Origin of the sequence: Paenibacillus sp. MZ04-78.2, assembly GCF_024213375.1 — a bacterium.
In the GTDB taxonomy this organism is placed as follows: Bacteria; Bacillota; Bacilli; order Paenibacillales; family NBRC-103111; genus Paenibacillus_G.
The window spans coordinates 129,415-143,818 of record NZ_JANAVJ010000009.1 but is presented as its reverse complement, the minus strand read 5'-3'; the positions used below and the strand labels follow the sequence as shown (position 1 = coordinate 143,818).

At 49.9% G+C, this 14,404-nt stretch carries 16 protein-coding genes; 7 read left to right on the top strand and 9 right to left on the bottom strand.

Features of this window, described 5'->3' with window-relative positions; genetic code table 11:
• Positions 1-31: 31 nt before the first annotated feature.
• Positions 32-607 (bottom strand): GbsR/MarR family transcriptional regulator, encoded by a 576-nt coding sequence (locus tag NLX71_RS09965; protein WP_254363446.1) that lies wholly within the window; start codon positions 605-607, stop codon positions 32-34.
• A 273-nt stretch (positions 608-880) separates the two neighbouring features.
• On the opposite strand from NLX71_RS09965, the gene NLX71_RS09960 reads away from it, so the two are divergent.
• From NLX71_RS09960 to NLX71_RS09945, 4 genes are all read left to right on the top strand, one after another.
• Positions 881-2,089 carry a quaternary amine ABC transporter ATP-binding protein gene (locus tag NLX71_RS09960; protein ID WP_254363445.1) on the top strand — a complete coding sequence of 403 codons (1,209 nt, stop codon included), beginning with the start codon at positions 881-883 and terminating at the stop codon, positions 2,087-2,089.
• Entirely contained in the window at positions 2,079-2,924 is an 846-nt protein-coding gene (locus NLX71_RS09955; protein ID WP_254363444.1) for an ABC transporter permease, read from the top strand. Before NLX71_RS09960 ends, NLX71_RS09955 begins: the two co-directional genes overlap by 11 nt.
• Positions 2,925-2,950: 26 nt before the next feature.
• On the top strand, positions 2,951-3,823 hold the full coding sequence (locus tag NLX71_RS09950) for a glycine betaine ABC transporter substrate-binding protein (protein WP_254363469.1): 873 nt from the start codon (positions 2,951-2,953) through the stop codon (positions 3,821-3,823).
• Between the two features lie 122 nt (positions 3,824-3,945).
• The gene (locus tag NLX71_RS09945; protein ID WP_254363443.1) at positions 3,946-4,098 is read left to right on the top strand and encodes a hypothetical protein; all 153 of its coding nucleotides are present in this window, start codon (positions 3,946-3,948) and stop codon (positions 4,096-4,098) included.
• 802 nt (positions 4,099-4,900) lie between these two features.
• On the opposite strand, the gene NLX71_RS09940 is transcribed toward NLX71_RS09945, so the two are convergent.
• Together NLX71_RS09940 and NLX71_RS09935 are read right to left on the bottom strand one after the other, a co-directional pair.
• Positions 4,901-5,945 (bottom strand): IS630 family transposase gene (locus NLX71_RS09940; protein ID WP_254363442.1). Its coding sequence is split into 2 segments (ribosomal slippage): positions 4,901-5,440 and positions 5,442-5,945, totalling 1,044 coding nucleotides; the frame shifts between segments, so codons are not numbered across the junction.
• A gap of 452 nt (positions 5,946-6,397) precedes the next feature.
• A complete protein-coding gene (locus NLX71_RS09935) occupies positions 6,398-6,679 on the bottom strand; it encodes a hypothetical protein (RefSeq protein ID WP_254363441.1) in 282 nt (93 codons plus the stop codon).
• Between the two features lie 136 nt (positions 6,680-6,815).
• Between NLX71_RS09935 and NLX71_RS09930 the strand changes: the two genes are divergently transcribed.
• Positions 6,816-7,784, top strand: a complete 969-nt coding sequence (locus NLX71_RS09930) for a hypothetical protein (protein ID WP_254363440.1) — start codon at positions 6,816-6,818, stop codon at positions 7,782-7,784.
• Between the two features lie 274 nt (positions 7,785-8,058).
• On the opposite strand, the gene NLX71_RS09925 is transcribed toward NLX71_RS09930, so the two are convergent.
• Entirely contained in the window at positions 8,059-8,328 is a 270-nt protein-coding gene (locus NLX71_RS09925; RefSeq protein ID WP_254363439.1) for an HDIG domain-containing metalloprotein, read from the bottom strand.
• Positions 8,329-8,470: 142 nt separating this feature from the next.
• Complete coding sequence (locus tag NLX71_RS09920) at positions 8,471-8,851, bottom strand: winged helix-turn-helix transcriptional regulator (RefSeq protein ID WP_254363438.1); 381 nt, start codon at positions 8,849-8,851, stop codon at positions 8,471-8,473.
• A 223-nt stretch (positions 8,852-9,074) separates the two neighbouring features.
• On the opposite strand from NLX71_RS09920, the gene NLX71_RS09915 reads away from it, so the two are divergent.
• The gene (locus NLX71_RS09915) at positions 9,075-9,596 is read left to right on the top strand and encodes a hypothetical protein (protein WP_254363437.1); all 522 of its coding nucleotides are present in this window, start codon (positions 9,075-9,077) and stop codon (positions 9,594-9,596) included.
• 87 nt (positions 9,597-9,683) lie between these two features.
• On the opposite strand, the gene NLX71_RS09910 is transcribed toward NLX71_RS09915, so the two are convergent.
• Both NLX71_RS09910 and NLX71_RS09905 read right to left on the bottom strand, forming a co-directional pair.
• Positions 9,684-10,490, bottom strand: coding sequence for a histidinol-phosphatase (locus NLX71_RS09910; RefSeq protein WP_254363436.1), 807 nt, complete (start codon positions 10,488-10,490; stop codon positions 9,684-9,686).
• 9 nt (positions 10,491-10,499) lie between these two features.
• Positions 10,500-11,402 (bottom strand): LysR family transcriptional regulator, encoded by a 903-nt coding sequence (locus NLX71_RS09905; RefSeq protein ID WP_254363435.1) that lies wholly within the window; start codon positions 11,400-11,402, stop codon positions 10,500-10,502.
• A gap of 241 nt (positions 11,403-11,643) precedes the next feature.
• Between NLX71_RS09905 and NLX71_RS09900 the strand changes: the two genes are divergently transcribed.
• Positions 11,644-13,203: an MDR family MFS transporter gene (locus NLX71_RS09900; RefSeq protein WP_254363434.1), complete on the top strand. Its 1,560-nt coding sequence runs from the start codon at positions 11,644-11,646 to the stop codon at positions 13,201-13,203.
• A 132-nt stretch (positions 13,204-13,335) separates the two neighbouring features.
• On the opposite strand, the gene NLX71_RS09895 is transcribed toward NLX71_RS09900, so the two are convergent.
• Positions 13,336-13,770, bottom strand: a complete 435-nt coding sequence (locus tag NLX71_RS09895; protein WP_254363433.1) for a MarR family winged helix-turn-helix transcriptional regulator — start codon at positions 13,768-13,770, stop codon at positions 13,336-13,338.
• Positions 13,771-13,858: 88 nt separating this feature from the next.
• Entirely contained in the window at positions 13,859-14,257 is a 399-nt protein-coding gene (gene tnpA / locus NLX71_RS09890; protein ID WP_254363432.1) for an IS200/IS605 family transposase, read from the bottom strand.
• Positions 14,258-14,404: the final 147 nt, after the last annotated feature.

Sequence of the window (14,404 nt, the reverse complement as noted above, 5' to 3'; positions counted from 1 at the left end):
CGGCACGGCATATCATCATATATACAGCGTACTATTGGGAGTCCGCTTGCGGCTCCTCCTTCGGCACCAGCTTGAAAACCTCCCCGGATTCGAACGTATCGATCAAGCGTCCGAGCCACAAGTAGTAGTGGATCGCTTCCTTCAGCTTGCGGGTGTCGGTGGCGACAATGCTTTGCAGCGCCTCGTTGTTTGGATCGTTCTCCGCAAGCCGCTTCAGCTCGACCGCAGATTTGCGCAGCGCCTGCACGTTCATCTCGATGGACTTCTGCCATTTGATGACGAAAAAATCCGCGAACGTCTGGTACCAGTCCGGCTCGACCTCGTACAAATCTTTTCGCGTTCCTTTTGCCCATACTTTATGCACCATTTTGAGATCCGTCAGCGTGCGTACGCTCGTACTCATGCTCGTTTTGCTCATGCCCATCTCTTCGCCCATTTCATCAAGCGTCATAGGCTTATCCTGAAAAAACATCATGCCGTACAAATGGCCGGTGGAAAGGGTGACGCCATATAAATCCATATTTTTTCCGATGGATTCGATTACGCGTTTACGGGCTTTTTGAACGATGCCAGCTTGTTCTTCCGTCATCCCAACCCAGTTGTTCATAATTAGTTATGCCTCCTGCAGATGCTGCCGCCGGTAGAAGCCGTTCCACGGCGGAATGCTTTGCCTAAAATAAATATTCTCATTGTATTGTATTGAACATGCATTTGAAAGTAAAGCTACTAGTAGGAAAGGAATTTGGAGGAAATGGGAGTATTCTGTACAAAACGTATGTAAAGTTTTTTCTGTACGTACGAAACAAACTTTTTTCGCTTTTGACCCATCGCCTATGCGCCTGTAAACTTAAGAGCATCGAAAGAATGGGGGGATACGGCTTTGATTGAAGTAAAGCAATTGACCAAAATTTTCGGTCAGCATTCGGAGAAGGCGCTTGAGCTTCTTAACCAAGGCTGGAGCAAGAAGCGTATCTTTGCGGAGACGAAACAGACCGTGGGCGTGAACCGCGCGAGCTTTACGGTCAATGAAGGAGAAATTTTCGTCATTATGGGGCTGTCCGGCAGCGGCAAATCGACCCTGATCCGGCTGCTGAACCGACTGATTGAACCGACGGACGGAAGCATCCTGTTCCGCGGTGAAAATATTGTAGACATGAACGAGGAACGGCTGCGCGAATTCCGCCGGACGGCGATGAGCATGGTGTTTCAGAAGTTCGCGCTGTTCCCGCATAAGACGGTTGTGCAAAATGTCGAGTTCGGGCTGGAGGTGCAAAAGGTACCAGCCAAAATCCGCAGAGAAAAAGCGCGGGAAGCGCTTTCACTGGTTGGGCTGGAGGAATGGGCGGATCAATATCCGGACCAGCTGAGCGGCGGCATGCAGCAGCGCGTCGGACTGGCCCGGGCGCTCGCCAATTCGCCGCAGGTCCTCTTGATGGACGAAGCGTTCAGCGCGCTTGACCCGCTGATCCGCAAGGACATGCAGGAAGAGCTGCGCGAGCTGCAGGAAAAGCTGAAGAAGACGATCATTTTCATCACGCACGATTTGAACGAAGCGCTGAGGATTGGGGATCGGATCGCGCTGATGAAAGACGGCACCATCGTCCAGATCGGCACGCCTGAGGAGATTATGATCACCCCGGCCAACGAATATGTGGAGAAGTTTATTGAAGATGTCGATCTGTCCCGGGTATTGAACGCCTCGCATGTGATGCGCCGGCCGGAGACGATCGTGTATGATCGCGGGGGGCCGCGCGTGGCGCTGGCGCTGATGCGGGAGAACGGCATTTCCAACTTGTTCGTCGTTGACAGCGCCAAGCGGCTACTCGGCGTATTGACGGCCGAAGACGCGGCCCGGGCGATCCGGGAGCACCTGACGCTTGATGGGATCATCATTTCCGAGGTGCCGACGGTAGCGCCCAATACGCTGCTGAGCGATTTGTTCGATACCGTTAGCACAAGCCGGGTGCCGGTGGCCGTAACCTCTGAAAACGGGCGGCTGCTCGGCGTCATTATTCGCGGCGCGGTGCTCGGAGCGTTGGCCGGCAACCACGACCGGGTTCGAGAGGCGGTGACCACGGATGGGTCCTAAGCTTCCGATTGCCGAATGGGTCGAGAAATTCGTCGACTGGCTCGCTGCCTCCTTCGAGTGGCTGTTCGGCTTTATTGCTTCCTTAATCGAAGGAACGGTTGATTTGTTTTCGCTGCTGTTCCATTTTCCGCCTGCGCTGGTGCTCATCGTACTGGTCGCATTCCTGGCTTACCGTGCGGCGGGGCTCATGCTCGGCATTTTTACCCTGCTCGGCATGCTGCTGATTGCCAACCTTGGGTTCTGGGACCATACGATGGATACGCTCGCGCTCGTGATGACCTCGGCTTTCGTCTCGGTCATCGTCGGCCTGCCGCTCGGCATCTGGTCCGCGAGAAACAAGACGGTGCAGAACACGTTAACGCCGCTGCTCGATTTTATGCAGACGATGCCGGCCTTTGTTTATTTGATTCCGGCGGTTACCTTCTTCGGCTTGGGCGTTGTGCCGGGCGTCATCGCTTCCGTTATTTTCGCGGTGCCTCCGACGATCCGGCTGACGAACCTTGGCATCCGCCAAGTGCCGTTCGACCTGATCGAGGCGGCCGACGCTTTCGGAACGACGCCCGGACAGAAGCTGTGGAAGGTCCAGCTCCCGCTGGCACTGCCTACGGTGATGGCCGGCGTGAACCAAACGATCATGCTCTCGCTGTCGATGGTCGTCATCTCTTCGATGATCGGCGCTCAAGGGCTTGGAGCGGACGTGTATCGTGCCGTTACCCAGCTCAAGACGGGCGAAGGCTTCGAAGCGGGGCTCGCCGTCGTCATTCTGGCGATTGTGCTCGACCGGCTGACGCAGCATGCGTTTAAGAAGAAACCCAAAGGAGAGAAGAAGCATTGAAAAAACGAAACCGGAATCTGCTGTGGATGACGTTGTGTTTGCTCGGGGCCGCTCTGCTAGCCGCTGGGTGCGGGGCCAAGAGCTCTGACACCTCGGCGTTTGTGGGGGATCAAGTCAAATATGAAATTATCGGTATCGACCCCGGTGCGGGCATTATGAAGTCAACGAGCCAAGCGCTAAAAGAGTATGGCTTGACCGACTGGAAGCTCGTGGAGGGCTCCAGCACGGCGATGACTGCGGCGCTGGACAGAGCGTATAAAGCGAAAAAGCCGATCATTATTACCGGTTGGACGCCGCACTGGATGTTCGCCAAATACGACCTCAACTATTTGCAGGACCCGAAAGGCGTTTACGGAGCGGATGAAGAGATTCATACGATCGCAAGAACGGGGCTTAAAACGGCCGAGCCGTCCGCCTATGCGGTGCTCGACAAGTTCGAATGGACCGCGGCCGACATGGAGAAAGTGATGGGGGCGGTCATGGACGGCAAGAAGCCGGAAGTTGCTGCGGCCGATTGGGTGAAAGAGAACGCCGCCAAGGTGGACGGCTGGGTGAAGGACGTGCCGAAGGCCGAAGGCCGGAAGCTGAAGCTCGCCTACGTCGCTTGGGATTCGGAGCTCGCCAGCACGAACGTCGTCAAGCAGGTGCTCGAATCGCGCCTCGGCTACAAGGTGGATATGCTGCAGGTGGAAGCGGGGCCGATGTGGGCGGGCGTCGCCGGCGGAGACGTTGACGCAATCGTGGCCGCTTGGCTGCCGACGACGCATAAAGACTATTACGAGAAGTTCAAAGGCAAATTCGAGGACCTCGGCCCGAACCTGAAAGGGACCAAGATCGGTCTGGTCGTCCCGAAATATATGGAAATAAATTCGATCGAAGATTTGAAGAAGAAGAAGTAAAGGCGAGGCGTTAGCAGACCGGACGAACGTATGACGTTCTCCGGTCTTTTTTATTATTCAAGAACAAAAGGACAACTCTATCCAAGCAGGTCATTCCGCAGACGGAGCTGCTGACGGTCGGCTTGACGGAGGCGACAGGCACGAGCGTCACGTTCCGGCCGAATCGCGAGCTGTTCGGCGCGGGCTTTGAACGGAAACGGATCGAGGAGCGGGCATCCGAACTGGCCGCTGCTTACCCCGACTTGGCGGTCAAGGTTCACGGTTCTGCGGAATAATAAAAAAGGGAAGTCCGCTGGCGAAATAAAAATGGATAGAGTTTTCATATCCATTTTTTTTGAATTTTAATACATATTTTCTCTTTATATGGAGTTATCAGTTATAATTGACATATTCTTCACATGATGCTAATGGTACTCCATCAATTCTTAAATTGTGGATAAAGACACCTTAATTTTATTCTTGCTTCAACCTTGGTAAACTGCTTAGTCTACGCTCTTTTGGTTTTTGTTTCAAAGTACACTCTCATGCCGACAGTTCCTGAGCTAATTCAGAATAGAAGGGATGTGTCACCTCAGGTCCATGCACATGACGGGACAGTCGGCATCGTAGGGCAATCGATAGACAGCCAGTACATCATCCGTCGCTGCCGCAAACGTTGGATTCTGCTCAGGAGGGATATACCAGCATTTACTGAGGTGAGGTTTGAGTTGAGTTCGTTTTTTATAACCTGCCAGACGATCTCGTGAGAGATACGGTCGATGTATTTCAGTTCGACCGCCCGATCAGCCAAGAGCTCCAGAGCCCATCGGTTTCTGCCATGGGGCGGTGTGCTGCAACTGAGGGCGACGCTGTTCGCTTCGACTTCTCCAGTAACCTTTGGCGGTGTCACTCGTTTCTTCCTTTCAATGCCGCCCTCAAAGCTTTGATAGGCATACGCTTATTTCCAATTGTTTCAAGAAACCGCCAGGTCTGTTTTTATCAGCTGCCAGCAGTATCTAAGCTCGTCGAATGGCACGTGCGGACGATTTCCCTTTAGAAATAATAGCTATATAAGTTGAACTAATGAATTCATTAGAATTAGAACCTAACACAAAGCCGATCTATGATCGACCACCGAGATTTCATGATTTCGTCCATAAACTGCTGAACATTGTTACGGATTTCGGCCACCGTGTGATAGAACACATTGTTAATTACATCGGATTTCAGCCATTTCCATAACCCTTCAACAAGATTCAATTTCGGACTGTAAGGCGGCAGGAAAACCAGTTCGAGTCGGCCTTTCATCTCTTCCAAAAACGGCTGCAATAACTTGGCATGATGAATGCGAGCGTTATCCAACACGATGACGATTTTGTCCTTTGGATAGTGAGCGACCACCTTTTGAAGAAAGCCCAAGAAGGTCTCCGCTGTGTACTGCTCATCTTCCTGCCAAACAATCTCGCCAGTGGCATAGTCAACCGTTGCCAACAGTTTGACGCCGCGATGCTTGCCAGTGGTGCGGATGATCCGCTGTTTGCCGCGCAGAAAGCACGTTTTTTGAATGGCTTGGTAATCGCGGATCATCGACTCATCTTCAAACAGTAAATAATCGATTTCATCATTCATCAGTTTTTTTTAAATGCGGGAATGTATCTTCCGAAAACTGGCGCTGCTTTTCTTCATCCGCCGCCGCCAAGGTATAGGTGGGTTTCGTATAGCTTAACCCTTGGCGATGCATCATTTTCGAAACACCACGAAGCGAATAGGTATAGCCAAATTCTCGTTTAATAAAGGCCGCGATGATTTCCAACGTCCAGTTGTGGCGGGCCGTAAAACCCACATCATTTGGAACTGAGCTTACAATGGTCTGCTTTAGTTTTTCCTGCTGCTCTTTCGTTAAGCGAACAGGTGCTCCTGGTGAATGATTCATTTTCAAAGCGGAAAGACCACCTGTTTGATAAGCTTGAATATAGCCTTTGACCGTTTGAACGCTTCGGTTTAAAATAGGCGCAATCGCTTCCGCCCGGGTACCTTGCAAATATAAATATAGCGCCTGATAACGCTCGTACATGCGGCGATCTTTTGCTTTTTTCATCGCTTGCTTGACTTCTTCTAATTTTTGTGCGTTTTCCATCTTCATTCCCTGCCTGTCTGTTCATGTTTCATTACTTATTCGACAAGTAGGTATGATTTTCCTTACCATAGTTTTCTAAGATCTTTAGTTCAACTTATATAGTAAGTTCTTGTACCATCTATGGATACCTCTTTTGGTATTACTCCTATACATATCTATCCTATCTATACTATTAGATTTGAGAGACAACTAGATAGGTCATAACGTCCGTAGTGGATAGTTGAGAATCGGTGCGCAAATCCGTATGGCATCAACGAAATAGCTACCGTAGAACTCATCCGTATAGTGAGGTTTGATACTGGAAACTCGTCTTGGACTTTCTCTGAGTGAAATCTTAAAATCTGGATTAACAGTTCTCTTTTGGAAATAAAGGTCCTCCCGGACGCTTTGGTCGATTCACCGTCCATGATCAGATCCTGAATGGAGAACGACCTGAACAATGCTATACCCCGAATCTATCAAGGTATAAGTTCAAACTTCTCGAGAACATTTCTACCAAAAATATCACTTGTATAATTAATAAAATACTTATTGTTAACCTTTACCGATTCTATAACTTTTGATCCCCCTTTAATATCCTTATAATTCCCCAAATCATCATAACACCTGAAATAACCTTCTTTCGCATTTACTTCAGTTACAGTGATCAACTCTCCGGTGTACCGTTTTTCAAACGCGAAATACATTCCAACTAATATAGAAACTAACGCCAAAGCAAACAAAAATCTTCTTAAATTCATAATCAAACGCCTCTTCCAGAAAAGTTATTTTATAAATATTACTATAAACATTATTATTTTATACAAAAAAGGATTGAAATATATTCACTACATATGTTACCATAATGTTGAAAAAAAAAGAAATGGAGGAATTTAAGTGAAAAAAGTGGTATTGTTGATGAGGAAAATTAGTTTGTTTGTTCTCAGCATGGCTTTGTTAGTTGGCTTCGCCCTTCCTGCGATGGCTGCTGGCAACGATCAACAGAAAGATTTAAAAAAGAATGAAATTAAGATGGATAAAGAACTATCAATTTATCAATTTGATGATGGAAGAATTGAAAAAGTAAAAGACTATAGCAAATTGAGCGATCAACAAAAAAATAAGATTTTGCTTGAAATGAAATTTACACAAGAAGACATTGCTGGAATGTCCTCGATATTGAAAGATCAGTTCCTTTCTATCGGCGGCTATAAAGTTGATACTTCTGTCAAAAAGACAAAGATTTATACTGATAAAGATGGCACTAATCACGAATTTACCAGCAATAATGGGTCTGAAATTAATACATTAATTAATTCCGAAACAAAGCAAGCCCAAGCAAACTCGAGTGAAATTTCAACTATGAGTAGCGTTACAGACGGCATATTCTCTGCTAACTCCTGGGTTGTCTTTCAAGGGCTTACTTCTAACGGCGCTGAATACGAGTATCGAATGGTTACCAGATATGTATGGAATGGTCGACCGGGCGTTGCATTTACCGATACTATTGCACATTCCTACCAAAGCCACTCGACGCGTTACCAAACAAATATGAGCCGACACACATGGGCTAGCCCATCAAATATTATTTCAAACTATCAAATGAGTATGAGTTATCCTTCAGCTTATGCCACTTTCGGTGATATCGATTTGCTTTATGTAGACGGTCTTCAAGAAGGATACCTAAATGAGTCCGTGAGAATTCCTACAAGGCATTATGGCGAGACAGGGGCTTTTGCTGCAGGATATGCACATCCATACTCCAGTAGCTTGGTGAGAGCAGCTCTTGCATCGGCTAGCATTAGCTGGGATAGTACATGGGGTATGAAACACAACTGGTTATATTACTGGACAATCGGCCAATAAATCTAGCAACTGATTTCTTGATGCTCGAACAATAAGAAGCCATTGTGAACTATACAAGGGCTTCTTACTTGTTTTAAACGTTATAAAAACTAAGTGCCGCTAATCTATATTTGGCATGAGTTTTTTTTCGACAATTAGGACCATTAACGTGGGTAGCTTCCATTACCACTGTATATAGCCGATAGTTCTTCAACGAGCTACTTGTTGGTCATCTGCTTAATTTGCATCGATTCATCCTCTTGGTATAAATTTGGGGGCACCTACTATCCGGGCCCTAAACGAATTTTCGTCCCCTATTTGTTCGTATCTGAAAATAAGTAGTTTTAGAAATTACGTTGCTTATATCATGAAGAAAAGCGGCTTGGGCAGCGAGTTCGGTATCCAGGTCAAACCTGGTTGCTATTCGAACGGCTTCATTGGCAACGGAAACGGTATGCCGATAGGTTCCATGCTCATCATGATTCACAAAAAAACGTTCAATATCTTTCTTCATATCTCCGGTTAAAGAAATGCCCTCGGTATACCTTTCATATACGATACCCATCGCCTCCAAACTAAGAATATCTTCAGTAAGAAGACGCTAGGATGTGGAAAAATGTTTCAGCTCTGGTTGCAACTATCTTGTCTGATATCGAAAAGGAAAATAAGTAGCCTTTCGTCATGATCCGAAATTATTTTCCTTTAGTTTATTCTTGCTTTGCAGCCACGGCTTTGGCCGCACCGTTCATCCGGTCACGGTACGCTTCGCCCCACTGCTTCATTTGCAAAATGATCGGTTCCAGCGTCCGGCCGAACTCAGTGAGCGAATATTCCACTTTGGGCGGAACCTGCTGGTAAACTTCGCGATGCACGATGCCGTCCCCTTCCAGTTCCCGAAGCTGCAGGGTCAGCATCCTTTGAGTAATGGCCGGGCAGATACGGCGGAATTCGTTGAAACGTTTCGTTCCGTCGATCAGATGATAGAGCAGCACGCCCTTCCATTTGCCTCCGATGACATCCAGCGTAAACTCGACAGGGCACCCTTCTCTACTGGCAACAATACAGTCAGCGCTAACCTTCTTACTCATTCGCTCATTTCCTTTCGGTATATAAATGGATACTACAAGCTTTTTTGCATGTACCTATTTTCATTGAGTATATCACACAATTGGCCGCCGTACAGAAGCGGGTCTTTATACACCCATTTTCTTTCGAGCGGTCCACTTACCCATACGCGGAAGGGCAGACCGACATACGCTGAAATATCAGACAAGTCGGATTCAGTTTCTCAGCTAAGGAAGGGATCGACGAATGAACAATAAAAAGCATGGTGCTGCTCCAAAACGAGCTTCGGCCCGTACAGCCAAATCGACAAAACGAGGCGCTTCCTGCCCGCTGCGTCCGCATTCCGCTCCCCATATGAATACGGCACAGGTGCGGGGGCTGTTCAGCCCGTTCGGCATCGGCGGGGGGCTAGGTGGCTTCTCCAGCATTGGACGTACCGTAAGCGGCGTACCCGGTGGCGGCGTAGGAGCTGCGGAAGTGGCCGGAGCCGCCGGTAGCGGCGGGGGCTTCCTCTCGTTCTTCAATTCGATCGGAGGTCTCGACGGCATCATTTCCACCATGGGGAAGGTGCAGAAGGTATTCACCATCGCAAAGCAGATCGGCCCGATCTTCAAACTGTTCGGCAGCTTCGGGGGCTTGGGTGGTTTGTTCGGAGGCGGGGCGAAGGTCAAGAGCCTCAGGCTTCCGGCTAGGGCCGTACACAAGTCTCGTTCCCGGGCGCTTGTGAATTCCGCGCGAGCCGCGGGACCCAAGCGGACGACAAGATAGCGCGGCCTAGCGGCCGTCAAAGCACAAATATCCGGCTCAAATTCCTCGGACCTCGGAGAATTTGCCGGATATTTTTTTGCCCTTGTTCTATAAAGGGACGACCTGCTTTTGTTTTTCCTTGTAGTACACCCATTCGCGGAATCCGATTTCTTTCAGCCTTGCCGCCACTTCATCCCAGTCGTCGCCAACCCGGGAAGGGACATGCGCGTCCGAGCCGAACGAAACCTGGACGCCGAAGTGAAGCGCTCGCTCCAGAATCTCATCGATCGGGTACCAGCCGCCGCAATCCTTCGTTTTGCCGGACGTGTTGATCTCGATCGCGATGTCGTACTTCGCGATGGTCTGCAGCGTGCGGTCTATCGCGTCGGTCTGGATATCGGAGAAGGCCGGGTAGAAGCCGCGCATGGCGTCGATGTGGCCGAGAATCTGGAACATGCCGCTGCGCGCGGACTGATCGATCAGATCGTAGTACAGCTCCTTCTGCTCCACCTTCTGGCGGTCCGTCAGTCCGTTCCACCGCTTCCGATTGAAGATGCTGACGCCGCCCGACAAATGCACCGATCCGATGATATAGTCGAACGGATATTGCTCGTACACTTTGCGGTACACGTCCGTCACCTCGGGGAAGAAGTCCGACTCGACTCCCAGCAGAACGTCGATACGTCCGCGGTACTCTTCCTTCAGCTTCAGCACTTCGTCCACGTAACGGGCGAACTCACTCTTCGCCATCGCGATGCCGGGCTGCTCCCGATCCACGCTGCTTGCAAAGTACGGCGAGTGATCGGAAATTCCGATGACTTGCAGGCCGTTTTTGATCCCCGCTTCGATATAATCGCGGATCGTTCCGGTCGCGTGACCGCACCGTTCGTGATGCGTATGCAAATCGAATTTCATGGCGTTCCCTCACTCCGAACCTATGAATTGAATTTCCTGCATGCCCTTCAAATCCTCCAGAAACTGATGCAGCGCCGAGCTCAGATAGCGTCCCGACTTGTACACCACCCCGACCGGGTGGCTGATCTCAAGCTCGTTCACTTTGATCATCTTGAGCGTCCCGAGGCGCAGCTCGCTTTGGATCGACATCTTCGAGATGATCGCCGCCCCGAGATTCAGCTCCACCATCCGCTTCACTTCCTCGCTGCTGGACAGCTCCATCACGACCTGCGGGGTGATGTACAACTGCTTCAGAATTTGATCCACGAACCTCCGTCCCGCTGTTTCTGGAGACAGCATAATCAGCGGCAGCTCGTGAAGCCGCTCGATCGGCACATGCGCGAAACGCGCAAGCGGATGATCGGGAGCGACGACCAACTCGAACGTATCGTAATAAAGCACGGAGCTTTCGAGTGCGGGATGCTTGTCGAACAGGTAGGTGATGCCGATATCGATCGTTCCGTTCTCGACGCTGTGCATGATTTGCGAGGTGGTCATCGAATGGATGGTCGTTTTGATCAAGGGGAACTGGTTCTGAAAATAAGACAGCACCCTCGGCAAAATTTGGATCGCGATCGAAGTCGTCGTTCCGAGGTGAATATGTCCTTGTGGTGTTTGGTTCAAATCCGAAAGCCGCTGCTTCAAATCTTCGACCGTCTGTAAAATGATCTCCGCATGCTCAAGAAACACTTGGCCGCTGTCGGTCAGCGTAACCGGCTGGTTGCGGTCGATCAGCACCGTTTTGAATTCGTCTTCCAGACTTTTAATTTGTGCTGAGACGGCCGGCTGGGTCAGATTCAAAATTTCGCCCGCTTTGCGGAAGCTCATGGTCTTGGATATCGTAATGAGCGTTTCCAACTGATTGAGATTCACATCGTTCCTCCTCACCGGGGCGTGAACGCTTTCAATAGCATTCTCAAAATAAGAAAATTTTATCAATAATTTATTTAGGATAAATACAATTTCTTGACTTACTCCATTATATGATACTTAAAAGATTAGGGCAAACTGCGCCCCAGAGAAAAAAATCACACTTGCCCTTGTCGCTTACTTAAAATCGAATATAATTTAATTTAGCGCTAAAAATACACTCAGGTAAAATAAGGAGCAACTTATGGTTCAGAAGAAAACGAATACCGCATGGACGGTCGGCGCGTTAATGCTCGGGCTGCTGCTGGCCTCGCTCGATCAGACGATCGTTTCGACCGCCATGCCGACGATTATTGGTAAGCTCGGAGGACTCGACAAGTACATATGGGTATTTTCCGCGTACTTAATCGCCAACGTCGTATCGATGCCGATCTTCGGCAAGCTCGGCGATATGTACGGCCGGAAGCTGTTTTTCCTGCTCGGTCTTGTCGTGTTCATGATCGGCTCGGCGCTTTGCGGCACCTCGACGACGATGACGCAGCTGATCGTCTACCGCGCCATCCAAGGGATCGGCGGCGGGGTGCTGATGCCGATTACATTCGCCATCATCTTCGATATTTTTCCCCCGGAGAAGCGGGGCAAGATGCAGGGGCTGTTCGGTGCCGTCTTCGGCATATCAAGCGTGCTCGGGCCGCTGGCGGGCGCTTATTTCACCGATCACGTGGACTGGACGTGGATTTTCTACATTAATCTGCCGCTCGGTATCGTATCGCTGATTCTGATTTCGCTGTTTTATCATCCGGTGCTGCCGAACAATCCGAATCAGAGAATCGACTGGCTTGGAACGTTAGTTTTCACCGTTTCGATCTTGAGCCTGATGTTCGGGTTGGAGCTCGGGGGCAAGGAATATGCATGGGATTCGGTGCAGATCATTGGCTTGTTCGCTATGGCGGTCGTCTTCCTTCTGCTGTTCATCCGGGTAGAGATGCGCGCTGCTTCTCCGATCGTGCCGCTTCCGCTCTTCGGCAACCGGTTGTTTACCGCCAGTATGGGCGTCTCTTTCTTCTACGGGGCGCTGATGATTTCCGCGGCGACGTACATCCCGCTGTTCATCCAGGGCGTATTTCAAGGGTCGGCAACGAGCGCCGGACTCGTACTGACGCCGATGATGCTCGGCGTGGTTGCCAGCAGCGCGATCGGCGGGCGGTTTATCGGCAAGCTGTCGTATCGGGGCATCATGCTCGGCTCCGTCCTGCTGCTGCTGATCGCAACCTCGCTGCTCAGCCTCGTGTCCATCGATACGCCCCGTTGGCAAATTACGCTTTATATGATTCTTATGGGGTTCGGCATCGGTGCGGGCTTCCCGGTGACGTCGATTTCTTCGCTGCATAACGTCGATTTCCGGTTTCGCGGCACCGTCACCTCGCTTGTCGGCTTTTTTCGTTCGATCGGCTCTGCCATCGGTCTGACGGTGCTGGGCGCTTTGCAAGCTTCCGCGCTGACCCGCCGGCTGGCTGAGCTGCTGCCGGCCGGAGCAGGAGCGAAGACGCCGGCCGATCCGAGGGCGTTGCTGTCGCCGGAATTTCAGGCGCACGTTCCGAAGCCGGTACTGGAGAAAATGATGGTCGGTCTTGCGGATTCCATCGCCTATGTATTTCAAGTGACCATCGTTATGGCCGTGCTCGCGCTCGTCTTTATTCTGCTGATGGGCAAAGCCAAAATGGAAGTCCCGGCGAAAGGCCCCCGCAAAGAAGGCGGCGGTCCGGATGAGGACTCCGGCATTCATGCCCCGCAGCATATGTAAGATTGATAACTCAAACCCGAATTTTTAAACGTAAAAATCATAAAGAGGACCGCTCCGATGAGCTCACCTCCAATGTTGTTAGACTGTGTCTAACCATTGGGGGCGGCTCACTGGGGCGGTCCCTTCTATGTTTTATTCGGACATTTTATGGGCGATTTTCTCGAAGCTTTGCAGGAACGGCTCCAATTCGTGCGGGTCCAGATAGGACAAGTAGTTGTTGATCACTTCCGAGCGGAGCGCCCGGATACGGAGCAGCGCCTCGCGCGCCTGCTCAGTCGCTTCCAGAAGCACGACGCGCCTGTCGTTCTCGTCGTGCTTCCGGTGTACGAACCCGTTCTGCACCAGACGGTCGATCATGACGGTAATCGCGCTCGGCGTCACTTCCATCCGTTGGGCCAGCCGGCCGACCTGGCACGGCTCGCATTTGACGATCGTGTACAGCATCAAGATCTGCGGCCCCGTCAAATTCAGATCGGAAGGCAGCGCCAATCCGGGTCCGATTTTTTGGAACATGGTAAAAAATGCTTTTTCAAACCGCTCGATCGCATGATCCATAGGATCAGCCATGCTTTTCAACTCCTCGTTCGATAATCCGATATGTGAACTCCCGCCACCTGCGCTTCGCTTAGGGGTGGGGGCTTCTAAGGTAATCCCCTCACTTCATCCCCTGATTTTCGATATATTTCTTTATCATTTCAAGAGGTGCGCCATCCGTTGTAAGCAAGCAAAAACTTCTTGACCAAAAGTATTCTTTCCAAAGCTTCTCTCTCACTTGTGGAAACTCTTTTTTTATCAGCCTTGAGCTTGCACTTTTATAAGCATTGATGAATTTGGACAATTCGGTGTTCGGGTGTGCTTTGAACAAAATATGCACATGGTCCATATCACGATTCCATTCGACTAAGGATATATTATAGTTTTCACCTAATCGAACAAACATTTCTTTCGCATAGTCAGATAGGGTATCATCCATCACTTTTTTACGATATCTCACAACCAAAACAAGATGATAATGCAGAGAGAATACCGAATGATTATTGTTATCTAATCTCATTGATATAACAACCTTTCTTTTATATAAGACTGATTATATCCCATCATAGAAAATGTGGCAATAAAAAAGACTTTAGGCTTCGCCTGCCGAAATTCATCTCCCGCTTTCATCAAGCTTCGCAAGATTTAGAAGTGGGAGACTTCTTTC